Annotated in this window: 20 protein-coding genes; 9 read left to right on the top strand and 11 right to left on the bottom strand. The window is 71.1% G+C overall.

The genetic code is table 11. The features are described from left to right. The first annotated feature begins 25 nt into the window (after positions 1-25). On the top strand, positions 26-2,110 hold the full coding sequence (locus tag LXT21_RS09185) for a protein kinase domain-containing protein (protein WP_254037709.1): 2,085 nt from the start codon (positions 26-28) through the stop codon (positions 2,108-2,110). Between the two features lie 36 nt (positions 2,111-2,146). Here LXT21_RS09185 and LXT21_RS09190 read toward each other — a convergent pair whose 3' ends face one another. Next, the gene (locus LXT21_RS09190; protein WP_254037710.1) at positions 2,147-2,887 is read right to left on the bottom strand and encodes a transglycosylase domain-containing protein; all 741 of its coding nucleotides are present in this window, start codon (positions 2,885-2,887) and stop codon (positions 2,147-2,149) included. Between the two features lie 88 nt (positions 2,888-2,975). Here LXT21_RS09190 and LXT21_RS09195 point away from each other — a divergent pair, with 88 nt between their 5' ends. Beyond that, positions 2,976-3,668: a ferredoxin reductase domain-containing protein gene (locus LXT21_RS09195; protein WP_254037711.1), complete on the top strand. Its 693-nt coding sequence runs from the start codon at positions 2,976-2,978 to the stop codon at positions 3,666-3,668. 57 nt (positions 3,669-3,725) lie between these two features. Here the strand turns inward: LXT21_RS09195 and LXT21_RS09200 are convergent, their stop codons facing one another. From LXT21_RS09200 to LXT21_RS09215, 4 genes are all read right to left on the bottom strand, one after another. Beyond that, positions 3,726-5,351 (bottom strand): WD40 repeat domain-containing protein, encoded by a 1,626-nt coding sequence (locus LXT21_RS09200; protein ID WP_254037712.1) that lies wholly within the window; start codon positions 5,349-5,351, stop codon positions 3,726-3,728. Next, positions 5,348-7,516: a penicillin-binding protein activator gene (locus LXT21_RS09205; RefSeq protein WP_254037713.1), complete on the bottom strand. Its 2,169-nt coding sequence runs from the start codon at positions 7,514-7,516 to the stop codon at positions 5,348-5,350. The genes LXT21_RS09200 and LXT21_RS09205 overlap by 4 nt, the downstream gene beginning before the upstream one ends. A 246-nt stretch (positions 7,517-7,762) precedes the next feature. Beyond that, complete coding sequence (gene dnaJ / locus LXT21_RS09210) at positions 7,763-8,893, bottom strand: molecular chaperone DnaJ (protein ID WP_254037782.1); 1,131 nt, start codon at positions 8,891-8,893, stop codon at positions 7,763-7,765. A gap of 175 nt (positions 8,894-9,068) precedes the next feature. Next, positions 9,069-9,509 (bottom strand): hypothetical protein, encoded by a 441-nt coding sequence (locus LXT21_RS09215; protein WP_046710872.1) that lies wholly within the window; start codon positions 9,507-9,509, stop codon positions 9,069-9,071. 158 nt (positions 9,510-9,667) lie between these two features. On the opposite strand from LXT21_RS09215, the gene LXT21_RS09220 reads away from it, so the two are divergent. The 3 genes from LXT21_RS09220 (at position 9,668) to LXT21_RS09230 (ending at position 12,964) form a co-directional block, all read left to right on the top strand. Next, the gene (locus LXT21_RS09220; RefSeq protein ID WP_254037714.1) at positions 9,668-11,431 is read left to right on the top strand and encodes an ABC transporter ATP-binding protein; all 1,764 of its coding nucleotides are present in this window, start codon (positions 9,668-9,670) and stop codon (positions 11,429-11,431) included. 73 nt (positions 11,432-11,504) lie between these two features. Continuing rightward, on the top strand, positions 11,505-11,882 hold the full coding sequence (locus tag LXT21_RS09225) for a hypothetical protein (RefSeq protein WP_254037715.1): 378 nt from the start codon (positions 11,505-11,507) through the stop codon (positions 11,880-11,882). A gap of 98 nt (positions 11,883-11,980) precedes the next feature. Beyond that, a complete protein-coding gene (locus LXT21_RS09230; RefSeq protein WP_254037716.1) occupies positions 11,981-12,964 on the top strand; it encodes a hypothetical protein in 984 nt (327 codons plus the stop codon). Here the strand turns inward: LXT21_RS09230 and LXT21_RS09235 are convergent. Next, positions 12,856-13,512 (bottom strand): hypothetical protein, encoded by a 657-nt coding sequence (locus LXT21_RS09235; protein ID WP_254037717.1) that lies wholly within the window; start codon positions 13,510-13,512, stop codon positions 12,856-12,858. The two genes, LXT21_RS09230 and LXT21_RS09235, sit on opposite strands and share 109 nt — an antisense overlap. Before the next feature lie 171 nt (positions 13,513-13,683). Between LXT21_RS09235 and LXT21_RS09240 the strand changes: the two genes are divergently transcribed. From LXT21_RS09240 to LXT21_RS09250, 3 genes are read left to right on the top strand one after another with little or no spacing between them, the layout of a single operon-like run. Then, a complete protein-coding gene (locus LXT21_RS09240; protein ID WP_254037718.1) occupies positions 13,684-13,908 on the top strand; it encodes a hypothetical protein in 225 nt (74 codons plus the stop codon). A gap of 45 nt (positions 13,909-13,953) precedes the next feature. Beyond that, positions 13,954-14,715 (top strand): hypothetical protein, encoded by a 762-nt coding sequence (locus tag LXT21_RS09245; RefSeq protein ID WP_254037719.1) that lies wholly within the window; start codon positions 13,954-13,956, stop codon positions 14,713-14,715. Between the two features lie 3 nt (positions 14,716-14,718). Beyond that, a complete protein-coding gene (locus LXT21_RS09250; protein WP_254037720.1) occupies positions 14,719-15,273 on the top strand; it encodes a hypothetical protein in 555 nt (184 codons plus the stop codon). Between the two features lie 42 nt (positions 15,274-15,315). Here the strand turns inward: LXT21_RS09250 and LXT21_RS09255 are convergent, their stop codons facing one another. From LXT21_RS09255 to LXT21_RS09275, 5 genes are all read right to left on the bottom strand, one after another. Then, positions 15,316-16,116, bottom strand: a complete 801-nt coding sequence (locus LXT21_RS09255) for a hypothetical protein (RefSeq protein WP_254037721.1) — start codon at positions 16,114-16,116, stop codon at positions 15,316-15,318. Beyond that, positions 16,113-17,069, bottom strand: a complete 957-nt coding sequence (locus tag LXT21_RS09260; protein WP_254037722.1) for a hypothetical protein — start codon at positions 17,067-17,069, stop codon at positions 16,113-16,115. Before LXT21_RS09260 ends, LXT21_RS09255 begins: the two co-directional genes overlap by 4 nt. 1 nt (position 17,070) lies before the next feature. Next, complete coding sequence (locus LXT21_RS09265; protein WP_254037723.1) at positions 17,071-18,606, bottom strand: pilus assembly protein; 1,536 nt, start codon at positions 18,604-18,606, stop codon at positions 17,071-17,073. Beyond that, a complete protein-coding gene (locus LXT21_RS09270) occupies positions 18,585-19,379 on the bottom strand; it encodes a TadE family protein (protein WP_254037724.1) in 795 nt (264 codons plus the stop codon). The genes LXT21_RS09265 and LXT21_RS09270 overlap by 22 nt, the downstream gene beginning before the upstream one ends. 162 nt (positions 19,380-19,541) lie before the next feature. Then, positions 19,542-22,598: a helicase-related protein gene (locus LXT21_RS09275; RefSeq protein ID WP_254037725.1), complete on the bottom strand. Its 3,057-nt coding sequence runs from the start codon at positions 22,596-22,598 to the stop codon at positions 19,542-19,544. Between the two features lie 239 nt (positions 22,599-22,837). Between LXT21_RS09275 and LXT21_RS09280 the strand changes: the two genes are divergently transcribed. After that, the gene (locus LXT21_RS09280; RefSeq protein ID WP_254037726.1) at positions 22,838-24,688 is read left to right on the top strand and encodes a sensor histidine kinase; all 1,851 of its coding nucleotides are present in this window, start codon (positions 22,838-22,840) and stop codon (positions 24,686-24,688) included. Positions 24,689-24,886 lie beyond the last annotated feature (198 nt).

A 24,886-nucleotide genomic window follows, 5' to 3' on the forward strand; every position in this document is an offset into this window, starting at 1 on the left:
TGCTACGCTGGCCTTTCTTCCTGAGATGGCTTCCGAGCTGAACTGCGAAACCTGTGGTCTTCCCGTCCCCGCCGACACCGGTGTGTGCCCGCGGGATGGCACCGTGGCACTCGCTGCGTTCCACGTCCCACCGCCGGCACCGGCATCGCCGGGGGCCGACGAGCCGAAGGTCATCGTGCAGAGCACCCTGGAGGCCTCGGCGGAGTCCATGAGGGATCCGCTCATCGGCCTGAAGCTTGGTGAGTACGAGCTGCGCGCTCGGGTGGGCGTGGGCGGGATGGGGCTGGTGTACGAGGGCATCCAGCCGCTCATCGGCAAGCGCGTGGCGGTGAAGGTGCTGCGCCCGGAGCTGGCGCACTCCACCGAGCAGGTGGAGCGGCTGCTCGCCGAGGCGCGCGCGGTGAACGCCATCCGCCACCGCGGCATCATCGACATCTTCGGCTTCGGCCAGGTGCCCGACGGTCGGCAGTACATCGTCATGGAGTACCTGGAGGGCCAGCCGCTCGACGCGGTGCTCTCGGAGAGGACGCGGCTGCCCGTGCTGGAGGCGCTGCCCATCCTGGACGAGGTGCTGGCGGCGCTCGCCGCGGCGCACGGCGCGGGCGTGGTGCACCGGGACCTGAAGCCGAGCAACATCTTCATGGTCCACCAGCCGGACGGCTCGCGGTACGTGAAGGTGCTGGACTTCGGTCTCGCCAAGCGGGGCCAGGGCCCCACCGGCCGCACCGCGCAGACGCGCACGGACATGGTGGTGGGCACGCCGGAGTACATGGCTCCGGAGCAGGCGCGAGGCCAGGAGGTGGGTCCGATGACCGACCTCTACGCGCTGGGCGTCGTGACGTTCGAGATGGTGACGGGGCGGCTGCCCTTCATCGGCAGCTCGCCGGTGGACCTGCTGATGAAGCACGTGGAGGCGCGTCCACCCCGGCCGTCGGAGTTCGTCCCCGACCTGCCTCCCGCGCTGGATGCGTTCATCCTGCAGATGCTGACCAAGGACCCGGAGGCGCGCCCCAACTCGGCGGACGCGCTCCGGCAGCAGCTCCACAAGCTGCGCCGCTCCCTGCGCTCCACCACCCACTCCAACGCGAGCGCGCTCGCTCCCACCCACCCGAAGCCGTCCGTCCCGGACGCCGCCGCCTCGCACAGGCCCACCGCGCCCGTGCCCGCGCCGACGGAGCTGGGCGCGGAGCGGGGCCTCCGGCCGACGGCCGTGCTGGATGCGCCCACGCGCAAGCACCTGCCCGTGGCCGTGGCGGTGGGGACGGCCGTGCTGCTGCTCGCCGGCGGTGCGGCGTTGATCATGCACGAGCCGGCCCGCGCCGTGCCGCTCACGCCGCAGCGCGAGGTGGATGTTCGCGCCGGGCGTCTCGCCGCGGAGGCTCGGGACGACGCCCACGCAGAGCGTCTCGCCGCGAAGGCTCGGGAGGATGCCCAGGCCGAGCGTCTCGCCGCGGCGACCGATGACACGGCCCGCGTCGAGCATCCCGTCGTGGATGCAGAGAACGAGGCTCGCGCGGGACAGCTCGCCGTGGCGACGGGTGATGCGGCTCGCGCCGGTCAGCAGGTCCCGGTGGAGGGTGGCTCCGTCGGAGCCGCGGCGCTCGGTGAGGGTCAGAATCCCGGGAGCACCACTCCGGAGCAGCAGGTCCCCACCGTCGCTGGCGCGAGCGGACAGCCCGGTGGTCCACTGGCGGCGGCGAGCGCGCCCACGGGCGCCCCGCCTGAGTCCGAAGCGGAGGACGCCATGAAGTCCGAGGGCTCGGCCACCACCGCGAAGAAGTCGCTGGCCGTGAAGTCCTCGCGCGCGACCCGTCCCACCCCTGAGGCACCGGAGACGCTGGCTCCCACTGAACGCCCCTCGAGCCCGAGCAAGTCCTCCGCCCTTCCCTTGGACACGCAGTCACGCGCCAGGGTGCTCAAGCGCATCGAGTCGCTGGAGGACGCCCTCCCCGAGCTCATGGAGCAGGAGCGGGTGACGAGCCCGGACGCCATGATCAACTCACTGGCCACACTCCGCACCGCAGCCAAGGAGGCCAGCGACGCCGAGGCCCTGCGCAACGTCCAGGTGGGTCTCGACCACCTGGAGAGGGTCTTCATCAAGAAGGACTGAGGCCCGGGCGCAGCGGCGCGCGCCCGAGCGTCCCGCTCACTCCATGCAGCCGAGCTTCTGGGACGTCGCGTTGCGCGCGCGGTCCTCGCTCACCAGCTTCCACCCGGCCAGGTCTCCCAGCAGCGTGTCGCGGTCCTGCCGCAGCACCGTGGGGTTCTTGCACTGGCGGATGTCCCAGTAGCGGTAGAACGGAGGCAGCGCGAGCTGGAGCTCGGCGAACTCCTGGAGCTGCAGCTCGTTGAGCTCCTTCTTGAAGAGCCGGAAGGCCGCGTCCTCCACGCCGACGATGCCGCGCTCGAAGTAGAGGATGGCCAGGTCGTACGCGATGAGCTGGTCCTTCTGCATGAAGGTGTGCAGCCGGTGCGCGGCGACGGTCAGCTCCAGCTTGCCGGAGATGCCCAGCGACTGGGCGATGCGCATGGCCAACAGCCGCTCACAGGCGCCCTCGCCCGGCGGGGACGAGCCCACCGTGGCGCCCACGAACAGGCGCCAGGCCCAGGCCGCGCCATCCTCGCGCGGCGTCTGGAAGTAGCGCGGGCAGTCCATGTGGCGGATGTAGAGCGCCACCAGGTCCTTGGGCAGCCGGGAGAAGTCCGGCCGGTTGAAGGTGATGGGGCGCGGGTTGCGCTCGAACTGGCCCGCGCGCAGGCTCATCCGCTCGCCCTCGATGCTGTGCTTGAGCAGCTTCTCGACGTCGAACTCGCTCTCGAGCTGGGGCAGCTTGCTGGCCGTATAGAGATACGTCAGCGGAATGAGCACGCCGGCCAGGCCGAGCATGAACAGGATTATCCACAAGAGACTCTTCACCGCCCCAGGCTACCAGGGGCAGCACTCGCCCGACACACGGGTTAGAACCGCACTCACCATGCCCGACTGGCATCCGGCCACCGTCACCGCCCGCACCCCCGCAGCCGATGGGCTCACCGACCTCGTGCTCGACATCCAGGGCACGCCCCTGGTGGGGACCCACGCGCACCCCGGCCAGTACGTCCGGATGAGCCTGCCCGGGCTCCAGCCAGGGATGTTCGCCATCGCCTCTCCACCCGAGGTCCAGGGGCTTCGCTGGGAGTTCCTGCTCAAGGACGGCAGCCCGCTGCCCGACGCGCTCATCCGCCTGCCGCTCGGCGCGCAGGTGCAGGTGTCCGCCCCCGAGGGCCGGGGATTCCCCGTGGAGCGGGCGCGCGGGCATGACGTGCTGCTGTTCGCCACCGGCTCCGGCATCTCCGCCATCCGGCCCGTCATCGCCACCGTGCGTCGGGACCGTTCGCTCTTTGGCCGCGTGAAGCTCTACTTCGGCGCGCGCACGCCCGGGGCCTTCGCGTACCAGGGCGAGCTGCACACGTGGGAGGACGGCGGCGTGCAGGTGGTGCGCACCGTCAGCCAGCCCGGCGCCAGCGGTTGGCAGGGGCTCACCGGCTACGTGCAGACCCACCTGGGGGAAGAAGCCGTCGCGGACGCTCGCGCCTTCGTGTGCGGACAGCCCGGCATGTCCCAGGGTGTCATCGAGGCGCTGCGAGAGCGCGGCGTGCCTCGCGAGCACATCTTCTTCAACTTCTGAGTCGAGTCAGCCAGCACGGCTCGTGCCCTCCCAGACGGCGCGCGAGCCAGCCCAGCGCTACGGGACGACAGGCGCCCCCGGAGGAACCACGGTGGCTCCGTCGACGTAGCCCACGTCGAGCAGCACCGCGGACGGGTCGCTCTCCCCGGAGCTGCTGGCCACCTGCGGCGTCCACGCGGCCACGCCCACCCTGCGCCCATCCGGGCTGAAGCGCACACGGCGCACGGACCAGTCGAAGCCGTACGAGCCCCGCGCGGACTCCTGCCCCTCCGTGAAGAGGTGCACCTGCTTGTCCCAGCCCCCGGACACGAGCGAGCGCCCATCCGGAGAAATCGCCGCCGTCGACACCACGCCCCGGTGCACGGGCCACTTGTGCAGCACCTTCCCACTCGCCGCATCCACCACCGCGCCCGCGTTGAAGTCGCCCCGAGGCTCCTCGACGCCCTTGCGCTCGCGCTCGTACACGGCGCGGTCCCGCTCCGGCTTCTGCTCCGACAACCCCACGCCCAGCCGAGCGCCCCGGGCGTCCACCGTCACGTCGCTGACGTACGCGGGGAACGTGAAGTCCGAGCGTCGCGCGAGCACCAGCGTGTCCACCACCGCCGCGCCCGCCTGGACACCGCCCTTCAGCGTCAGGCGCGCCTCCAGCGTCTGCTCGTCGAAGGCCACGTCCACCTTCTCGGAGAACGGCGCGCCCAGCACGCCCTGGAACCCCTGGGGCACGCACGCGTCGCACACCGCCACGTCCACGTCGCGCACCTCCAGCGCCTTGAAGCGCAGCGACTGTCCCCGCGCCACCCGCGCCTGCGTCGTGCCCAGCGCGCCCGGCACGTCCACCGTGTCCTTCAGCTGAGACAGGTCGATGCCCGCCTGCGACGCGGCCTCGCGGGTGATGACCACCTGGGGCACCCGCGCATCCAACGTGAAGCCCACCGGCGTCTTGCCGTTGAGCGCGCCCACCACGATGGCCGAGCCGCCCCGCCGCTCGAAGCGCACCCGCGCCTCCTGCGGCGACAGCGACTGCACCTCGGTGTTCCACGCGCGCACGTGCTTGTCCCAACCGCCCGAGTACAGCGTCCCGTCCGGGGAGAAGGCCACGCCGCTCACCGGCCCCTCGTGCCCACGCTCCTCGGACACGTAGGCCAGGTCCGGCACCGCCAGCACCGTGAGCAGCCCCTTCGCCCCACCCGCCACCAACCACTTGCCCTCGGGGTGGAAGGCCACCACGGACAGCGGCTCCTCGGTGACGCGCACACCCTTGGACTCACCCGTGGCCGCGTCGAACAGGCGCACCGCGCCGTCACGCCCCGCCGTGGCGACCAGCCCGCCGTCCGGCGAGAAGGCCACGCCCTCCACGTCGAACTCGTACGGGTTGAGGGCCGGGTCCCCCAACTTCCGGGGCGGCGTCTCCAGCGCCCACAGCGTCAGGAAGTACGAGCGCGAGCCCAGCCGCGTGTACGCCACGCGCCGCTGCCGGGGCGAGAAGTCCAGGCCCCAGATGAAGTCCGTCCGGTTGAGGACCGCGCCCTTGCCCAGCCCCGCCGTCGCGCCCGTGACATAGGCGCCCGGCGTCTCGTCCAGCCGGGACACCACGTCCGAGGGCAGCGCCGCGACACCGTGCGCGCACCCACCACCACCCGCCGCCAGCAGCGCCGCCGCCAGCAGCCCCACCCCACACCTCATGAACCCGAGCCTCCCGTCGCGGAGGTCGCCTTCTCGCGCTCCTTGTCCACGTTGATTTCGGTGACGCCCTTGTTGTCGATGGACAGGAGGAACAGCTGCTTCACCGCCTCGCGCTTGTCGTTGAACGAGGTGCGGCCGGTGGCACCGTCGAAGTCCTTCAGGTTGGCGAGCGACTCACGCATCTGCGCGCGCGTGCGAGGAGCGCCCTCCTTCTTCTCCACGAGCTGGCGCAGCATGCGGCCGGAGTCGTAGCCGATGGCCTCCAGCAGGCCCGGGTCCTTGCCCGTCTCCTGCTTGTACGACTCGCGGTACTTGCGCACGAAGTTGCGCGTGGCCGGACGCTGCGAGTCCACGAAGAAGCCGTCCACGTACACCGAGCAGGTGACGAACTTGCCGCCGCGCTCGATGAGCTCCGGCAGGCCCGAGCGCCCCTTGGGGCTGCTCCACTGGTTGGCGCCGAAGAGCGTCACCGTCTTCAGCTCCTTCTTGCCCGTCGTCTTGCGGATGCGCTCCAAATCGCGCGGGTCGCACGCGTTGGTGACGATGTCCTCCACCGCCAGCGCCGGGGCCACCAGGCTCACCCGCCGCCAGTCGTCCGGCATGAAGATGGCCTCGAAGTCGATGATGGGCTCGACGTTGCTCTTCACCTTCTCCAGCGCCTTGCGGCGGCGGAAGGCGTCCAGGTTCTCACCCTGCAAGTCACGCACGCCCTCCACGTAGTCGCCGCGGTCCTCCAGGTAGTAGCGGCCCACCAGCTTCTTGGCTTCCTGGGTGAACGTCGTCTGGTCGTGCGAGTAGCGCTCCGCGCCGCGCACCACGCCGCCCTGGTCCACCACCTGGTCCCAGAACTCGTTCGCCAGCTCCACGCCGTACGGGATGTTCGGGTACAGCAGGGCGAACTTCTTGTAGCCCTTCACGTTGATGGCGTAGTCCGCGACGGCGTTGGCCTGCGCGGCGTTGGTCAGCATGTTGCGGAACACGTACGCGCCCAGGTCCGTGACGCCGTCCTGCCGCGTCATGGTGAGCAGCGGCACCTGGAGCTCCTCGGCCACCAGCGCCGCGCGCTTGGAGTCCTCCGCGAGCACCGGCCCCAGGACAGCAATGGCGCCGTCGTCGAAGGCGAGCTGCTCCATCGCCTGGCCCGTCTTGTTCACGTCGCCCTGCGTGTCCTTCACCACCAGCTCGATGTCGCTGCCCTCCAGGCCCAGCTGGATGCCGCGCAGCACCGCCTCGCCGATGGGCTGGTAGCGGCCCGTCATGGGCAGCAGCACGCCCACCGTGCGGGGCCTGGCCTCCACGCGCCGCGTGGCGCGCGCGAGCAGCTCCCGGGCCTGGGGCGCGAACGGACTGTTGGGCGCCTCCGCGAGGAAGCGGTTGAGCGTCTCCTCCAGCCGGTTCCACTCGCGCAGGTGGTAGTAGACGCGCGCCAGCTTGAAGGTGAGCACGGGCCAGGCCGGGTTGGACGGCGACAGCCCGTCCGCCACGCGCGCGATGTCCACGAAGTCCGCGCGCCCCTCCACCAGCGCCTCCACCCGGGCCACCGCGGCGTCGCGCTCCGCCTGCGTCTTCGCCTTCCCCGCCTGCTCCACCGCCATCGTCAGCGACTGGCCGTAGAGGCCCGCGCCCTCGGCCGCGCGCGCAGCGTCACGCAGCAGCTGCTCCTTCTCGGCGCCCTCGGCGCGCTCGGCGAGGCTGGACAGCGTCTGGTACGCGTCCCGGTACGCGCCCACCTCCATGGCGGACAGCGCCAGCTTGCGCTTGGCGTCCTCGGCCTGGGTGTAGAGCGGGTTCTCGAAGAGCAGCTCGTTGAAGGACTTGCGCGCGTTGACGTAGTCCTTCGACTCGAAGAACAGGACACCCGCCTGATAGAGCGCGTCCTGGCCCGCCGTCGTCGCCGGGTACGCCTTGCGCACCGACAGGTAGGCCTCCGCGGCCTGCTTCTTGTCCGGCGTGGCCTGGGCCGTCTGCCGCGCCTGGGCGAGCGCCGCGTCGGCGGACGCGTCCTTCCTCACCTCGATGGCGGGCTTCTTCGGGAACGGGTCCCCCGTGGGCACTTCCTCGCCCGTGGTGCCACCGGACGGAATGCGGGAGGAACGAGGACAGGCCGTCAGCAGCAGGGCCAGCGCGACGATGAGCGAGCGGCGCAAGGTAGGCAGGACTTCCATGGCAGTGGGGTGCATAGCGCGGCGACGCGCCTCCGTCGACAACGGAGCGGGGAGAAGATTCCTCGTGGAACCCCTCGCCTGCTGCACCCTTCATGCCCATGCGGCCCATGCCCCGGCCTGCGTTGACTTCCTCACGTTGGCGCGGCGCCCGGACCACGCCCGCGCGGCCCTGGGGCCACGCTCCATGGATTCCCGGGCCTCCACGTGGAGCGGCCAGCCGGACACGGGAGGTCCGGCCTCACCGCGTCAGCCGAACAGCTCCTTCACCTTGGCGAAGAAGCTCTTCGACTGGGGATGGGACTCCTCGCCCGACAGCTCCGCGAGCTTCTCGAGCAGCTCGCGCTGCTTGGAGGACAGCTCCGTGGGCGTCTCCACCACCACGCGCACGTGCTGGTCTCCGCGCTGCTGGCTGTGCAGGTGGGGGATGCCCTTGGCCTTGAGCCTGAAGACTTTTCCGGACTGGGTGCCGGCTGGGATGGTCATCTTCACCTTCCCGTCGAGCGTGGGGACGTCGATCTTCGCGCCCAGCGCCGCGTGGGTGAAGGAGATGGGCACCTCGCAGAAGACCTCGTACTCCTCGCGCTGGAAGAGCGGGTGCTCCTTGACGATGACGGTGACGTAGAGGTCGCCCGGAGGCCCGCCCCTGTCGCCCGGCTCGCCCATGCCGGTCAGCCGCACGCGCGTGCCGTTGTCCACGCCCGCCGGGATGGCCACCTCGATGACCTCTTCCGAAGGCGTCTTGCCGGAGCCCTTGCAGCGCGCGCACGGGTCCGGCACCACCGCGCCGGTGCCGCCGCAGTCACCACACGGACGCGACACCGCGAAGAAGCCCTGGGTGTAGCGCAGCTCGCCGTTGCCGCCGCAGGTGCCGCAAGGACGCGGGCCCGCGCCGCTCTTGCTGCCCGAGCCGCTGCACGTCTCGCACTTCTTCGGCCGGGGAATCGTCACCTTGGGCCGGCTGCCGAACGCGGCCTCCTCGAAGGTGATCTCCAGGTTGTAGCGCAGGTCCGCGCCGCGCGAGCTGGTCCGGCGCCCGCCACCCCGGCCACCGCCGAAGATGTCGCCGAAGATCTCACCGAAGATGTCGTTGATGTTGACGCCCTGGAACCCGCCGCCCGCGCCGCCGAAGCCCTCGAAGGGGTTGCCCGAGTGCCCGAAGCGGTCGTACTTCGCCCGCCGGTCAGGGTCGCTCAGCACCTCGTACGCTTCCGAGGCCTCCTTGAACTTCTCCTCGGCCTCGTTGTTCCCCGGGTTGCGATCCGGGTGGTACTGGAGCGCCACCTTGCGAAACGCGCTCTTCAGCTCCTGCGCGGAGACGGTCTTGGCCACACCCAAGACCTCGTAGTAGTCGCGTTTCTGTCCCGCCGCCGCTGGCATTCGCTTCAACCCCTGGAATTTGCTGGACTTTTTGACTCAGCGAAAAACTCTGAGTCACTATAACGCAGCCGAACGCGCCAGCAATCCGAGGGGGTTGAAACGAGGGCCGCCCGGGGGCCGTGGGGCCCGCCGGGCGGCGAGAGAGGGCATCGAGCCTGGGTTGAGGCGGGTGGGCCTAGACGGTCCACACGCGGTTGGCGGTGAGTTCCATGCGGGCGAGGCGGCGCTTGAGCGTCGGGTCCACGGCGCCGGTGGAGGCCCACTTGGGCACCACGAAGTGGAGCTCCGCGTTGTAGAGCTTGGCGGCGCTGGCCAGCAGGCTCCAGCGGTTCTCCGCGGTCGGCTCCTCCACCATGCTCGGGGTGACGATCTCCAGGATGATGGGTGTGCGCGCCGAATCGGATTGGCGGCAGGTGAAGTCGGGACGCGCATCCTCGATGGTGCCCGACAGGATGGGAGGCGGCATGAAGCCGGGGAGACGGGCCTTGATGTCCGTGTATCCGATGGTGCGGAAGTACTCGGCCATGAGCCACAGGAGCCGGCGACGCTCCTCGTCTTCAACCACCGGCTCGCAGCCCGGATTGAAAAGGACCTCTTTTTCGTTATTGGTGTCCATGGCTCCCCTGAAGCTGTCCGCAGGGATGAAGGGGGGCAATGGAACGGGCCTGCCTGCCGGTGATGGTTGGTGGCAGGGCAGGCGACGGGGCACGACGCGCGAGGCGCCCCTGGACGTGGACCTCCTGACGACTCAGTGACAGAGTCCGCCGCCGAACAGTGGCTCCTCGTCCTTCCGCACACGTCTACCGCCGACTCCTCGGCTATCTGCGTCCCTATCGTCCGCTGCTCGCGGCGGGAGTGGGCGCGTCCCTGGTCGCCGCGGTGGCCACGTCCGCGTACGCGTGGGTCGTCGGTCCGCTCTTGCGCGCGGTGCTCACGAGTCAGCCCGTCACGGTGGCGGGCGTGTCGCTGCCGGGTGATGCGTTGTTGCGACGACTGCCGCTGGTGGTCATCGCGCTCGCGCTGGTGAAGGCCGCGGCCCAGTTCCTCCAGGGCGGGCTGATGCAGCGGTTGGGCCAGCGGGTGATGGCGGATTTGCGAGGCTTCCTCTACGGGCGCCTGCTCGGACAGCCGCCCGCGTTCTTCGAGCGGCGTCACTCGGGGGAGCTGCTCGCGCGCTTCACGTCGGACGTGCCGTTGGTGGAGTTCTCCATCACGCAGGCGTTGTCATCGTACGTGAAGGATGGGCTGCAGGCGTTGGCCCTGCTGACGACGTGCTTCCTCATCGACGCGAAGCTTTTCCTCTTCACGTTCATCGTGGTGCCGGTGACCGTGCTGCCCATCAATCGCTTCGCCCGCTCGCTGAAGAAGGTCGCCGCCCGCTCGCTGCAGAGTCTGGGATTGCAGACGTCGCTGATGGCCGAGCAGCTGCAAAACCTGCCGGTGGTGCAGGCGTACGGCGGGCAGGCGCGGGCGCTCGAGGCCTTCGACGTGGAGGCGGACAAGTACCTGGGCGAGATGCGCCGCTCGCTGTTCCTGCGCGGCGCGGTGAGCCCCACGGTGGAGCTGCTGGGCATCGCGGGCGTGGCCATGGCGGTGGCGTGGGGCGCGCGCGCCGTGTCGGCGGACCCGGAGCTGGCCGGGCGGCTGCTGTCGTTCCTGGCCGCGGCGCTGCTCTTGTACCAGCCGGTGAAGTCGCTGAGCGGCACGCTGTCGCAGGTGCTCACGGGCCTGGCCGCGGCGGAGCGGCTGTTCGCCATCGCGGACGAGCCTTCACCTCCGGACACGGGTGACGACGCGCGGCCGTTGTCGAAGGCGCTCGTGCTGAAGGACGTGAGGGCCACGTACCAGGACGGGCGCGAGGCGCTGCGCGGCGTGGACCTGGTGGTGCCCGCGGGCAAGCGCGTGGCGCTGGTGGGGCCGTCCGGCGCGGGGAAGACGACGCTGTTCTCCGTGCTGCTGGGCTTCCTGCCGACGTCGGGTGGACAGGTGTCGTGGGACGACACGCCGCTGTCGTCGCTCAAGCCGTCGAGCGTGCGGGGACAGCTCGCGTGGGTGCCGCAGGAGCCGGTGTTGTTCTCGGGCACGGTGCGCCACAACCTGCGACTGGGACGGCCGGAGGCGACGGACGCGGAGTTGTGGGAGGCGTTGAAGCTGGCGCACGCGGAGGACTTCGTGCGCGCGCTGCCGGGGGGACTGGACGAGTCCGTGGGTGAGCGCGGAGCGAGGCTGTCAGGTGGACAGCGGCAGCGGCTGGCGCTGGCGAGAGCGTTCCTGTGCAAGCCGTCGGTGTTGCTGTTGGACGAGCCGACGAGCGCGCTGGACGCGGAGAGCGAGGCCGCGGTGGGCGCCGGGCTGGAGACGCTGATGCGCGGGCGCACGGTGCTGGTGATTGCGCACCGGTTGTCCACCGTGCGCGACGCGGACGTCATCGCCGTGGTGGAGGAGGGCCGCATCGTCGAGGCGGGCACTCACGCGGAGCTGCTCGCGCTGCGCGGCCGGTACACGCGACTGCTGGGTGAAGGCGCGGTCGCCGCGTAAGGCTTCCTGCCCGACACCCGCGTGGGACGCGCTTGCCTCCGGGCACCTGCTCTGCCAGCGTTCCGAGCGCGTCATGCGTCACCGGGAGCCCCTGTCCCTCAACGCGCTGCTCCTGGTGCCCTCCCTGGCACTCGCCGCCCTCGCGTGCGTGGCGGTGTCCGCGCGCCAAGGGGTGCTCGCCGCCGCCACCACCAGCACCCTCGTCCTGGTCCCCATCGTCTTCCGATTGTGGACCCGCACCTGGTACCGCGGGCTCGTCGTGCGGGGCCTGGGCGTCTTCTTCATCGGCATGCACGTGCCGCTCCTGCTCGCCGGCGCCCTCGCCTACGGCCGCATCGGCTGCGCTGAGGGCGGCTGCTCGCAGCTCTACCTGCTGGGTGTGCTCGCCTCGCCCATCGCCGGCGCACTCGCCACCGTCGTGTACTGGCTCATCGGTCGTCCCCCAGTCTGAATTCCAAGAATTACCTGGAGAGACTAGTCTATCCGGGAATGCTTGTTACTCTGCGGCCCCGTCTCGCTCCTGCACTGTCCGTCGCCTCGGCGGTGCCGGTGACCGTCTTCGTGTGGTGCTTCACGCTCGCACCGCTGATGAACGGTCCGGAGGCGTTGGCGGAGGTGGTGGACGCAGCAGGTCCTTTCGCCGCGATGGTGGCCCTGTCGTTGCTGGTGGAGCTGCCGCTGTTGTCCCTGGCCCTGGCGAGCACGGGGCTGGGTCGTCGAGTCCCCCTGGCGGTGATGCTGGGCATGGCCACGCTGCCGTGGATGGTCGGGCTGCTCGGCACCGAGGTGCTCGTGGGCCGCGCGATGTCCAGCCTGACTCGGCTGTCCACGCAGGACACCGCGCTGGATGTCGCCCTGAGCACCGGCCAGGCCATGGCGCCCCGGTTGTTGGGGGCGTGGACCAGCACCGCGCTCCTGCTGGGGCTCGCGCTGGGGCTCGCGTTGGCGCGCTTCCGTCCCTCGGACGAGGCCCGCGGGACGCGGCGCGCCCGGGGCCTCTTGCTGGCCAGCGGGGTGACGGCGGCGCTGGCGTCCGTGGCGGCGGTGGGCGCGCTGGAGGCGCGTCACTTCCTGGAGATGCTCACCGGCCTGGGACAGGTGCCCCATGCCGGCCGCGAGGAGTGGGTGTCCTTCGGCATGGAGTCCGCCGTGCGGCTGCGCGAGCTGCGGTGGATGTGCACGTCGGTGCTGGTGGTGCTGGGCATCATGCTGCTGGCGCGGGGCCTCAGCCGCCAGGACCCCGCACACCCCGGGCCGCGCTGGATTCCCAGGCTGGTGCCCGCTGCCGCCGTGGCGGCGCTGCTGGTGATGGACCTGCACCCGGTGCGCTCGGTGGCCCGCAACACCCACGTCACCCTGCCCCGCGACACAGTACCCACCACGCTGGACATGCTGCGACTGCTAGGCCTGGAGATCGCCCCCGCTCACAGCAGCCAGATGAGCAACAGGAGGCCCACCACCACGCCCACGCCGAACACCGCGAGCATCACCATGCCCTCGGAGCCGCGCGACACCGGCGGGGCCACCTCGTGAGGATGCGGCGCGCCGAACACGTACTGGACCTGCTCCTCCGGCGATGGCTCGGGCGTGACGGGCGGAGACACGGGCGCGGACTCCAGTGAGGGCAACGTGGGCTCCGAGGGACGCTGGGACTCGCGGACGATGACACCCGCGCCGGCCATCTCCAGGCCCTCGCGGGCGAGCGCGAGCACGCGCTGCATGTGGAGGATGTAGCGGTCCTGTCCGGTGTACGTGCCCAGCGCCTGCGCGGCGCGCACCAGCCGGTGGGGGACCAGCTGTGGGTCCGCCTTCACCACGGGCACGGTGGGGCCCCCTTCGGACTCCACCCGGCCGGTGCGCACGCCCTCGCCGCTGGCCCACATGTAGTGGTCCTCCAGCAGCGTCAGCTCCTGCCTGCGCACGCGCCCGTCGGTGTCCACCTGGGACATCAGCTCCGCGCCGTCCGTCCCCATGTGCCAGACGGTGCGCAGCCCGTTCTCTCCCGGCGGCCCCTCCACCGCGTGCACGCGGGAGAGGGCCAGCACCGCGGTCTTCAACGTCTCCGGCGAGGACTCGGCCATTCGGGATGGGAGACTAGGTGCGTCGGCCCCGAAACGGAAGGCGGCCATGCCCCCGCCCGGTCGCCCCCACCGGCTCCCCAGGTCCCGGCCGCCTGCCCAGGTTGAGGGGGTGACGCGCGCGTGCGCCAGCAAACACCTGGCGCCCGCGACGCCTGCGCAGCAAGGTCCGCCATGCCCATCCTCATCCCGAACGAGCCCCTGGAGACGCCCTTCACGCTGCCCGACGAGCGCGCGGCCATCACGGGGGAGCCCGACGAGCACTTCCTCACCGGACAGGTGAGCTGGGACGGCACGCGCCAGCACGGCGGCGGCCACGTCCCGGAGGACTTCGAGTGGACGTCCAACCCGAAGGAGCACCAGGACAACCTGATGGGCGAGTGGCCCCAGGACACCTGAAGCCGCGTGCGCTCGGCAGCCCGCCGGGGTAAGCGTCCCGCCGCCATGAGCCGCTCCAAGGACCGAGGCAGTGACTTCCAGCGCCAGTTCGAGGGCGCGCCGATGCTGGATGGATTGCTGGAGCTGTCCGGCAGCCCGTACGACACCGCGGAGGTGCTCGCCCGCATGCAGGCCGCGCACGCCAAGGGCCGCCCGCAGGGCGACGTCATCCCGGGGCTCTTCGAGGGCGAGCCGCGTTTCCCCTCGCCGGACATCGCGCGCAAGCTGTACCAGAACCTGCTGGGGCTCTGGGACCTGGTGGCGGAGGGGCGCGTGGTGCGCCTGGAGGATGGGGAGCGGCCGCCCCGGCCGAAGAAGAGCCGGCCCGTGCTTCCCGCGGACTTCCACCCGGGCGAGCCCTCGAGCGAATTCGTCGAGACGGCCTGGCGTTATCTGGAGGATGACGAGAAGGCGCGCACGCGGCTGATGCACGCCTTCGAGAACCGACAGGATGCCTTGCTGGGCGCGCTTGACGCCGCGGGGCTCACGGACGAAGGATACGGGGTCGCCCGCCACCTGCTCTTCGAGCTGTACGCCATGCTGGAGCTGGGTTGGTCGCCGGGAGTCGCTTCGGTGCGCTCGGCGGCGCTGGTGGCGGACACGACGGCTCCACCGGTGCCCGAGTCGCTGCGGACGTACGCGGCCGAGGCGCTCTTCGAGGCGGAGCAGGACGAGGAGCAGCCCCTGACCGCACAGGAGCTGGAGGTGGTGCGCACCCTCGTCCAACGCGGACTCGCGGCGCTCTGGGGCGCACGCAAGGGGAGATGAAGGATGGCCAAGGACAACGACGACGGCGGCGGCTTCTCCGGGAAGCGCAACAAGACGTGGCGAGAAATCGACGCGGGCCGCGCCAAGGGCAGCAAGTACCACTCGCGCCAGGATGACCCCGCGCAGCAGAAGATTGAACGCAGCGCGAGCTACCAGAAGTACAAGGCCGCGGCGGACGCGCTCTTCACGGGCGGCGAGCTGCCCGAGGGTCTGGCGAAGACGTTCGACCCGGAGGGCAAGCGCAAGGCCCAGAAGCAGGCCATGCAGAAGGTGACGGAGTCCGAGACGCGCGCCGACTGGGTGAAGGCCGTGGTGGACTACCTGGAGAAGTACCCGGAGCTGCCCGAGGACGCGTACTTCCTCGACAGCCTGCTGGACCACCCCCGCGAGCGCATCGTCGACAAGGCGCTGGCCCGGCTGGAGGTGCTGGCGGAGGAAGGCAAGCTGCAGAAGAAGCCGCAGAGCCTGGACCAGCGGCTGAAGTCGGTGGAGCTGACCAGCATGGACCCGGACATGCAGGGCCGCGCCAAGGCGCTGCGCGAGAAGCTGCGCGCCTGAGTCGCACGGTGTCCGACGGGACGTGGCGCGACGATTCGCGTCTCAGGGCCCGCGAAGTCGCCCCCGGTGGACGAGCACCACGGAGCGCAGGCCCTTCTCGGCGGGGGCCAGGATGATGCGCAGCTCCTCACCGGGACGGGTGTAGAGGGACGTCTCCCCGTCGGCGAGCCGCCAGCCGTCGCGCACCAACACCTGGGCGTAGAAGGTCCTCACCTCGGCCTCGGACATGGGGACGAGGAAGGACAGGGTCCTGGAGCTCTCGTCGCTCACGCGCATCACGCCGTGCGCGCCGGGAGGGAGCGTGGCGACGTCACCGGCGGCGCTCGGCTCGCGGGCGAGCGCGTGGTTGGCCTCGCCCAGGTACACGAGCGTGACGCCGCCCTCCTGAGGCTGGAGGATGACGGTGTAGGTGAGCCCCCGGACCATGTCGACGCCGGTGAGCATGGCCGCGCCGCTGGCGAGCTGCGGCTGTTCGGAGCCCGGAGGGACGTGGAGGCCGCCCGCGCGGAAGGCGTCCGCGAAGCGCTGCACCAGGTCCTGCGCGGAGTCCTTCACCACCACGGCGCGGAGCACCACGGGCACGCCGTTGGCGTCGAGCACCTCGCTGGCGTCCACCTGCTCCAGCACGCGCAGCGACGGCCACGCGAAGCGCGGCCCGGTGTCCGCGGGAGGGCTCGCGGCGGACTTCGAGGCGTCCGGTTTCGCGGTGGCAGTGCCGGACTTCGACGCGCCCTTCCCGACACGCTTCGACTCAGGAGACGCCGCCGCGGGCTTGGGCGTCGCGTCGCTCGCGGCGACAGGCGCCGTGCCCAGCAGGCACAGGACGGCGAGCGCGGACCTCACCGCACCCGCACTCCACCGAGCCAGCGGTTCTCCCGGGGCACGTCATACCGGCGCCCCAGGTTCGAGGCGCGGAACGGCGTCGTCTCCCAGACGGACTGTCCGCCCGCGTGCGTGGCGCCGATGTTCTCCTCGTAGCGGTCCTCCTCGCCCCGGAAGCTCATGAAGAACTGGTCCTCGTTGACCGACTCCGAGCCCACCAGGTTCGCCAGCGCCGAGCCCGCGCTCCCTCCACCGCCGTTGCGGCGATACACCCGCTCCGCCCAGAGGTAGTAGTCCGGGTTGCCGCACACCGCGCCGCTGTTGAGGCTCAGCGCGCAGGCGCGCCCCTCCGCCACCGTCGACAGGCCCCAGTCGTCCAGGAACAACCCGAACCGACCCCGGCACTCGCCCGCCGTCGCGCGCCCCGCCGCGCACACGCGGAACGTCGCCGCCGCCACGCGCTGCGAGGTCTGGAAGAAGCTCGGCTCCATGAACCGGCCGATGCGCTCGGCGCGAAGCCGCGTGGACGCCGTGCAGCGCATGCCCGGCGATGCCACCCGCATCTCCGCCAGCGGCCCGCCCGCGTGCACCGGCGCCAGCGTGGGGACGTTCGCCGGGAGCTCCGCCTCGCAGTCCACCTGGATGGGCTGCGCCCGGGCGACGGCGAGCTGCACCGGCACCCCACCCGCTCCGTCCATGCGGCTGCGCCCGTCGTAGTCCACGTAGCGCCCGTTCGCCTCCGCCAGCGCGCCCGTCACCGCGGAGGGCCGCTGCCACTCCCCCGCCGCCGGGTCGTGCATCACGCGCCCCGTGGCATTCCAGAGCGCGAAGTTGGCGGCCTCCTGCACCTTCAGCGTCAGCGCGCCCACCTCCGCGAAGTAGATGCCGAACAGGAGGATGGTGACGAACACCATCAACCCCAGCGCCGTCTCGATGAGCGACTGTCCTCGCCGTGCCGCGCGTCGTGAGCGCATGTCAGTACCCCGCTCCCCGCCGGCTGCCGCCGCGATACCCCGCCTGCTCCAGCTCCCGCAGCGTCCGGCCGTGCTCGGAGAACCCCGCCGTCTCCAGGCTCTCGGCTGGCTTGTCGTCCACCGCGCCCTCGGCGCTCACCAGCGTGGCGCGCCAGAAGGGGTTCAGGAAGTTGGGCGGCTCGCGCCAGCCTCCCCCCTGCGCCGCCGCGCGCGGCCGGTGGTAGTAGACGATGCCCGCCGACAGCGCGACCTGGTTGCGCTGCACGCTCTCACGCCCCGTCGGCCGCGAGCGCCCCAGCGGAATCGAGAGGTCGAACTCCGTCGTGTTCTCCTCGGAGAACTTGAAGCGGAAGAACAGGTTCCACGGGTCCGGGTTGTTGCGGCGCGCGTCACTGCCGTAATCGCGATGCAACACCGAGTACAGCTTCGGCTGGGCGTAGTGGTTGCTCGGCCCGCGCCACATCTCGTCCACGTTGTAGCTCATGGCGAACGGCCAGATGCCCGGGCAGGACACGCACATGCCCAGCGTGTGCCGCTCGAAGAGGGGCTCACCCGCCTCGGGCGCCTGCCCCGGCGGAAGACGCAGGCCGTAGACGTGCTGGTCCTGCGGCGTCTGCCGCTCGTCGGACATCACCCACGCATCCAGCACCGGCACCGGCGCGGGCGGCGCGTTGCTCGCGCACTGCGTGGGGACGATGGCCGTCGCGTGGTCATGCCCCGTGGAGTTGCGCCCGGACACCGTGCCGTACGTCGACGGGTCCATCTCCGCGGCCGAGCCATAGCGACGGAAGCCCGCCCCGGCCGACGCGCCTCCCGTGCCGAACCCCGCGCTGCCGGTGGGCCGGTTGTGCACCCACGTCCAGCCCAGGCTGCCCATGGTGGCGTTCAGGTGCGCGCGCGTGCTGCCGCCCACCGGGCACACCGCGCCGCTGCCACACGCGCCCTCGCCCCGCCGCACGGCGTCCATCAGGGCCCCGTGGCGGGGCACGTCTTCGGAGCCGTTGAGCTCCAGGAAGCTCTTCGCCGCGCCGTCCGCCGTCGCCTCCAGCTCCGGGTTGGCGCCCCGGGCGATGCGCACCGCGAGCTTCTGTCCCGCGATGTGCTCCTCCAGCAGGTGCGCGTAGATTTCCAGCCCCGCCCGGTACAGGGCACCCGCCTTGGACTGGGCCTCCTTCGTCTGCGTGGCCGCGTCCTTGTCCCCCAGCTCCCACTGCGCCAGGGTGAACTTGGGCGCGCAGACCATGTGGGCCGCGTACACCTGGCTGCTGCGGCTGATGAGCGCCTGGGTGCCGGCCATGGCCACCATGTGCGCCACCTGCGCGCGGTTCATCACGGAGATGGCGTTGAAGGTGCGCGCCGCGGCCACCGCCTGGCTGTAGGCCGCCGCGTCCGCCGCCATCTGGATTTCGACGCGCTCCTTGGCGCGCATGCCGAAGCCCAGCGTCATCAGCACCATCAACGCGAGCAAGAGCAGCGTCAGCGCGAAGAGGACGAGCGCCTGACCGCGCGGCGCACTCAGAAGCCGGTGACGGGACATTCGGCGCCTCGCGGGAAGTTCTGGGCCATCACCGGCGTCATCATCCGCATCGCCGCGTGGACCTGGATGGGGAAGACGAAGTGGCCCTGCCGGCTCCACGACACCATGCGCTCGTCGAGCGCGCCCCCTGGCCAGTCATCCGGACCCAAGGGCGGCGCCTCGTCGTTCCACCACTCCGACTGCTTCTGCGCCGGCATCAGCGGGTTGGTGGCCGTGTACCGACGCAGACCGAAGTGGGCCAGGAACATCCGGCTCATCACCCAGTTCGCGAAGGGGATGCGCATGTAGTACCAGGCCACCATGCGGATCTCCAACGTGCGGCTGTCGAGCGCCGCGTCGCTGTCCGTGGGCTGGTCGAAGAGCAGGTCCTCGTTGAAGGCGAGCGAGTTCACCCACGCCACGTCCGGCGAGTCGCGGACGATCTCCACCATGGGCCCCCGGAACACGTTCCCGTAGGAGCTGGTCACCCGGTACTCGTTGTCCCGTCGCAGCCGGAACGCGTCCGCCAGCGCCCGGGGGCTGTCGGTGCGCACCACCGACGGCAGCATCGTCACCATCGCCGCGTGCATCATCGGCAGGCAGTCCGCGTGGTTGAGGCTGCCGGCCCGCACCGCCCGGTACACCGCCACCTGCGCCAGGATTCGCGCCTGCAGCATCATGAAGAGCTGCAGCGTCCCCAACACCAGGAACACCACCAGCGGGAGCGTCAGGGCCGCTTCCACCGCTGCCTGTCCGGACTGCCGGGATGTGGGTGCAATGGCGCGGGAAAGCATACACCTTCCAATTCCCTGAATCTTGTTGATTGAGGAATCGGTCAACTGGACCGTAGCCAAATTCGGTACCCAGTCCCACTGTCCACGACACAGTGGGACTGTCCGCGCGAGCATCCGACACCTCGCGTCACAGGCACAACGCCCCGCCCTGCCCCGCACGTCTCAGCGGTTGAGAATGAAACCGCAAGCCGAGTCGAGTGTCACCTTCGCGTCACGAAGGGCGTGAAGCAGACGCTCGTAGTGCGCGTGTTCGGCGCCCAGCTGGGTGGCGAGGGCGTCATCCGACAGGCCCTGGTGGTCCAGCGACAGGCGCAGGCGCTCCAGGCCGGCGTCGCGCTCGGCCTCGATGGCCTCGCGGGCGGAGGTGGTGAGCTTCTTGAGCGCGGCCTCGGCGGTCTTCTGGCCCACGGGCACCGCGGCGTCGAGGAAGGCGTCGAAGCCCGGGAAGGCGCGCGACACCTCGTCACCCTTGAGCGTCTTGCCCTCGGTCTCCAGCGCGGGGAGCACCGCGTCGTCGGCCTTGGGGCCCGAGGCGCCGCCGTCCACCACGGCCACGTGGACCAGGGTGCGCTCCAGGAAGCGCGCCAGCTGACGGCTGGGCACGCGCGCGCCGGGCGAGGTGTCCTCCGGCTCCGGCAGCTGCAGGTGGTAGAGCAGCTCCACGCCGCGCGCCTTCTGGGGCCCGCGCTTCTCGATGAAGCGGAACGCGCTGCGGCCATAGGGCCCGTCGCGCAGGAAGCCGAACAGGGCCTCCACCAGCGGGTGGCCGGTGGCGAAGTACTCCAGCTCCTCGGCCTCCACCGCGGTGTCGCGCCAGAAGGTGCCCAGCTGCGTGCGGTCCTCCAGCACGTCCAGCCCCGGCAGCCCGTCCACCTTCAGCGCGTGGCCGAACTGGAACGCCACCTGGAAGGCCTCCACCTGCTCGTCGGTGTCCACGCCGATGCCCACCCGGCGCGCCAGCTCCGTGACGGTCTCCTCCAGCCGCTCGTCCAAATCCCGCGCGACGCCCCACAGGCCGTCCTCCAGCCCGGGGGCCTCGCCGTCGTCGCCGTCCTCGTCCGACTCGATGCCCATGCGCTCCTGGGCCTTCTTCACCAGGCGCTCCACCGCGGGGCGGTCGAAGCTGCGCACGTCCAGCAGCGGATCATACGCGCGCTTCACCTGCTCCCGCGCCGACTCCACCTTCGCCTTGAGCTCGCCCGCATAGGCCACGCGCGCCTCGCGAGGCAGCAGCGCCAGCTCCGCCAGCCGGTCCTCCACCTCCTCCAGCACCGCGTCCAGGCCGCCCACCGTCTCGCCGAACACGCCCACCGCGTCCGCCAGCAGCGTCAGCACGTCCGACGCCAGCGTGCCCGCCACGTCGAAGACATGGATTTCCACCGGGTGCGTCTGGCCGATGCGGTCCAGCCGGCCGATGCGCTGCTCCACCGTCGCCGGGCTCCAGGGCAAGTCGTAGTGCACCAGGTGGTGCGCGAACTGGAAGTTGCGGCCCTCGCCACCCACCTCCGTGCAGAGCAGCACCTTGGGGCCCTCTGGATCCCTGAAGCGCGCCACCTGCCTGTCCCGCTCCACCAGCGGCAGGTCACCGTGGTAGCCCAGCGCCTCCACGTTCTCGCGCGACAGCTCCGACTGGAGCATCTCCAGCGTGTCGCGGCTCTCGGTGAAGACGAGCACCTTCGCGGAGGGCTCCGCCTTCCACACGCCACGCAGCACGTCCACGAAGGCGCTGAACTTCGCGTCGCGCGACGGCAGCTTCAGCACGTCCGCCTTCGCCTTGAGCACCGGGTTGGACTTCACCGCGCCCGAGAACGCCGCGGAGCTGGACTCCAACCGGCGCAGCACGTTGCCCAGCGGCGCGCCCCTCAGCGTGCCCTGCGCCAACACCTCCAGCGCCGCGTCGCGGACCTTCAGCTCCTCGGCGGGCAGCGCCACCGGGTGCCGGTGCAGCCTGCGCGTGGAGAAACCACCCACCACCGCGCGGCGGTTACGCACCAGCGTGTCGCTGAGGCTGTACGTCTCCGCCAGGTGCTGCAACAGCGCGTCCGGCTCCTTCAACGTCTTGAGCCGCGCGTCCTCGGGGAAGCGCTGGGCCAGGGCCTTCACCGCCGCCGTGGCCTGGGCCTTGCCACCCTCGCGCAGCGCGCGCACCGCGGTGGACAGCTCCTCCTGACGCGCGAGCCGCTCCTCGAAGCCCTTCACCGACGGGGCCGTGGCCGCGTCGATGAGCGTGAGCAGCCCGTGGTACTCGGCCGGGTCCAGCTGCATGGGCGTCGCGGTGAGCAGCAAGAGGCCCCAGGAGTTCTTCGCCAGCACGGAGGCGGCCTCGAAGGCGCGCTCGCCCTTCAAGTGGTGCGCCTCGTCGATGATGACCAGGTCCCAGAACGCGTCCTCGCCCGCGAGCTCCTGGCGGTGCTCCTCGCTGCGCGACAGCAGCTCCAGGCTGGTCACCACCAGCGGGAAGCGCGCCCAGGGCGACACACCCGGGGCCTCCTTGAGGGACTGCGCGTAGCGGTCCGAGTCCATCAGCGTGAAGAGCTGGTTGAACTTGTGGAACAGCTCCACCAGCCACTGCACGGTGAGGTGGCTGGGCGCCACCACCAGGCAGCGCCGCGCCAGGCCCGACAGCCGCAGCGCGCTGAACACCATGCCCGCTTCAATCGTCTTGCCCAGGCCCACCTCGTCGGCGAGCACGAAGCGCGGGCGACGCGCGGACAACACCCGCTGCACCACCCCCACCTGGTGGGGCTTCACCATGACGCGGCTGGCGAGCAGCGCGCCCAGCGCGTCACACCGCCGCTCGTCATCCAGCACCAGCGCCTGCTTGCGCAGCGTGAAGGCGCGCGCGTCCCCCACCCGGCCCTCGCGAAGTGTCGACAACAGGTCCGAACGCGGCGGCAGCGCGCGCACCTCGGACTCTGGCAGCTCGTCCTCCTCGCCCGTGTCCGCGTACCTCAACACGTAGCGCCGCAGGCCCCGCGCTCCCGGCTCCTCGGCCACCACCAGGGCCAGCCGACCCTTGTACGTCACCACCGGCTCCCCCGGCGGCAGCGGGTAGGACACCAGGGCGCCGCCCTTGGTGGACACCAGCACCGGGGCGTCCTCCCGTGCGGGGAAGACGACGAGCGCCTTGGCTCCGTCCTCCTGGAGGGACAGCAGGTGACCCACACCCCATTCGGGCTGGGGGAGATAGCGGACCTTCAGACCTTCGACGAGAGACATAGGCGGTGGGGACAGACGCAAGACGAATGAGGGGGGCTCGCCTCATAACCCCGCGCCCTGGTGATGGCCATGCCAGATGGGGAGTCCTTCCACCCAGGGAGTGTCAGCAACCTCCCTGGGGTGACTCAGACTTTGTCCAACCGGGCAATTTTCCGCTGTCCTCGCATCGGGGATGCTGTCCATCACCTTCCTGATGCGGGCCGCGTGCGGGCTTTCGCCAGGAGCGGGGGGAGCCTCACATGATGCGACGTTGGACGTTCGCCCAGCGGGTGGGTGCGGGGGTGTCCGCCTGCATGCTCGCCGGCCTGTTGTTGTTCGCGACGCTCCTGTCCGTCGTGCACGGACTGTTCACCCACGAGGAGGTCTCCCGCCTGGCATTGCGACAGGCGCTCCTCGCGGGCTCGGTGGGGCTCATCGGCGTGGGTTCGCTGGGGCTGGTGCTGCGCCAGCTGCTCGCGCCGCTGCACGCGCGCCACGAGCACAGCGAGCAGCGCCTGGGCCTGCTGATGGAGGCGGTGACGGACTACGCGCTGTGCTTTTTGGACTCCCGGGGCCGCGTGACGGCCTGGAACGCCGGCGCGCAGCGGCTGACGGGCTGGGCCGCCGAGGACGTGGCGGGCAGCGCGCTGGAGCGTCTGCACCCCGAGGACGCGGTGGCCGCGGGCCTGCCTCGCGCCCAGCTGGAGCGGGCCCGGCGCGAGGGCCGCCTGTTGTCCGAGGGCTGGCGCGTGCGACGTGACGGCACGCGCTTCTGGGCGGAGACGCTGCTCACCGCGCTGTCGGATTCGCGCGGGCGGCTGTGCGGCTTCGCGGAGGTGACGCGCGACATCACCGAGCGGCGCCGCATGGAGCGCGCCCAGGCGCTCTTCGCCGAGGCGGGCCGCGTGCTGCAGCCGTTGTCCGGCGCGCGCGAGGTGGGCGAGGCCCTCACGCGCCTGTGCGTGCCCGAGGTCGCCGACGCGTGCATCCTCTTCCTCCCCTCCGCCGACGGCCGCGTGCGCCCCCAGGCCGTGGCGTGCGCGGACGACCAGGCCGCCAGCCGCCTGTGGGAGCCGCTCCTGCGCTGCCCCGACGCGGACGAGGTGGGCCCCTGCCACGTGGTGTGCACCGGCCGAGGCGAGCTCCTGTCGGAGGTGGACGCGGCGCACCTGCCCACGGCGCTCGAGGGCAGCGCCCACGGCGAGCTCTTGCGCGTGCTGGGCGTCACCTCCTCGCTCACCGTGCCGCTGGCGGTGGGCTCGCGCGTGCTGGGCGCGCTGTGCCTGCTGTCCACCGGCGCGCGGCGCTACGGCGAGGTGGACCGCGCCTTCATGGAGGAGCTGGCCGCCCGGGCCGCGCTCGCGCTGGACAACGCGCGCCTGCTCACCGAGGCGCAGGGCGCGCTGGAGCTCATCGGCGTGGCCGCGCACGATTTGGGCAACCCGCTGTCCTCGCTCCAGCTTCGCCTGAGGCGCCTGCGGCTGTTGGAGGCGAACGCCCACGAGCCCCGCCTGCGCGAGGGCCTGGTGGGCGCGGAGAGTGAGGCGCGGCGCATGGGCCGGCTGCTCCACAACCTGCTGGACCTGTCGAGCCTGTCCGCGGGCCCCATGACGCTGGACCGCGAGCAGATGGACCTGGCCACGCTGACGCGGGAGGTGGCCGAGCGCCACGCGGAGCAGGCCGCCGCCGCTGGCTGCGCCCTCACCGTGCGCGTGCTCGAGGAGGACACCTCCGGCTCATGGGACAGGCTGCGCCTGGACCGCGCCCTCACCAACCTGGTCAACAACGCCCTCAAGTTCGGCCACGGCCACCCCGTGGAAGTCACCGTCCACGCCGACGACTCCCATGCGCGCGTCACCGTGAAGGACGCGGGCCTGGGCATCGCCCCCGGAGACCAGCAGCGCCTGTTCCACCGCTTCGAGCGCGTCCACGGCGACGGCCGCCACCACCCCGGCACCGGCCTGGGGCTCTACATCGTCCACCAGCTGGTCCAGGCCCACGGCGGCTCCATCCGCGTCCGGAGCCGAATCGGGGAAGGCGCGGAATTCACCGTCGAACTTCCACGTGCCCTCCAGGGCAGGACTCACCTTCCCCTGCAAGCAACCGCTTGAGTCGGTTCAGCCCGCAGCGTATTGAGGAAATCCGAACAGTTAAAGCCTTCCGGGATTCAAAGAGAGCGGATTATTTTCCCAGAAGTTGAAGGCGTCTGTTCAGTCCAGATATTCTTCGTACGGCTAAAAAGGCTCGAACCGGGGAAACCCGGAAACGGGAGAGATCCGGCCCCCCTCGCCCCCTGCGGGCGACGGGCT

The organism is Myxococcus guangdongensis, assembly GCF_024198255.1.
GTDB classification, from domain to species: domain Bacteria; phylum Myxococcota; class Myxococcia; order Myxococcales; family Myxococcaceae; genus Myxococcus; species Myxococcus guangdongensis.

Excerpts from the sequence above, each read along its gene's own strand:
- LXT21_RS09185 (WP_254037709.1), top strand. The coding sequence starts at position 26 with ATGGCTTCCGAGCTGAACTGCGAAACCTGTGGTCTTCCCGTCCCCGCC.
- LXT21_RS09190 (WP_254037710.1), bottom strand. The coding sequence starts at position 2,887 with ATGCTCGGCCTGGCCGGCGTGCTCATTCCGCTGACGTATCTCTATACG.
- LXT21_RS09195 (WP_254037711.1), top strand. The coding sequence starts at position 2,976 with ATGCCCGACTGGCATCCGGCCACCGTCACCGCCCGCACCCCCGCAGCC.
- LXT21_RS09200 (WP_254037712.1), bottom strand. The coding sequence starts at position 5,351 with ATGAGGTGTGGGGTGGGGCTGCTGGCGGCGGCGCTGCTGGCGGCGGGT.
- LXT21_RS09205 (WP_254037713.1), bottom strand. The coding sequence starts at position 7,516 with ATGGAAGTCCTGCCTACCTTGCGCCGCTCGCTCATCGTCGCGCTGGCC.
- dnaJ (WP_254037782.1), bottom strand. The coding sequence starts at position 8,893 with ATGCCAGCGGCGGCGGGACAGAAACGCGACTACTACGAGGTCTTGGGT.
- LXT21_RS09215 (WP_046710872.1), bottom strand. The coding sequence starts at position 9,509 with ATGGACACCAATAACGAAAAAGAGGTCCTTTTCAATCCGGGCTGCGAG.
- LXT21_RS09225 (WP_254037715.1), top strand. The coding sequence starts at position 11,505 with ATGCGTCACCGGGAGCCCCTGTCCCTCAACGCGCTGCTCCTGGTGCCC.
- LXT21_RS09235 (WP_254037717.1), bottom strand. The coding sequence starts at position 13,512 with ATGGCCGAGTCCTCGCCGGAGACGTTGAAGACCGCGGTGCTGGCCCTC.
- LXT21_RS09240 (WP_254037718.1), top strand. The coding sequence starts at position 13,684 with ATGCCCATCCTCATCCCGAACGAGCCCCTGGAGACGCCCTTCACGCTG.
- LXT21_RS09245 (WP_254037719.1), top strand. The coding sequence starts at position 13,954 with ATGAGCCGCTCCAAGGACCGAGGCAGTGACTTCCAGCGCCAGTTCGAG.
- LXT21_RS09250 (WP_254037720.1), top strand. The coding sequence starts at position 14,719 with ATGGCCAAGGACAACGACGACGGCGGCGGCTTCTCCGGGAAGCGCAAC.
- LXT21_RS09260 (WP_254037722.1), bottom strand. The coding sequence starts at position 17,069 with ATGCGCTCACGACGCGCGGCACGGCGAGGACAGTCGCTCATCGAGACG.
- LXT21_RS09265 (WP_254037723.1), bottom strand. The coding sequence starts at position 18,606 with ATGTCCCGTCACCGGCTTCTGAGTGCGCCGCGCGGTCAGGCGCTCGTC.
- LXT21_RS09270 (WP_254037724.1), bottom strand. The coding sequence starts at position 19,379 with ATGCTTTCCCGCGCCATTGCACCCACATCCCGGCAGTCCGGACAGGCA.
- LXT21_RS09275 (WP_254037725.1), bottom strand. The coding sequence starts at position 22,598 with ATGTCTCTCGTCGAAGGTCTGAAGGTCCGCTATCTCCCCCAGCCCGAA.
- LXT21_RS09280 (WP_254037726.1), top strand. The coding sequence starts at position 22,838 with ATGATGCGACGTTGGACGTTCGCCCAGCGGGTGGGTGCGGGGGTGTCC.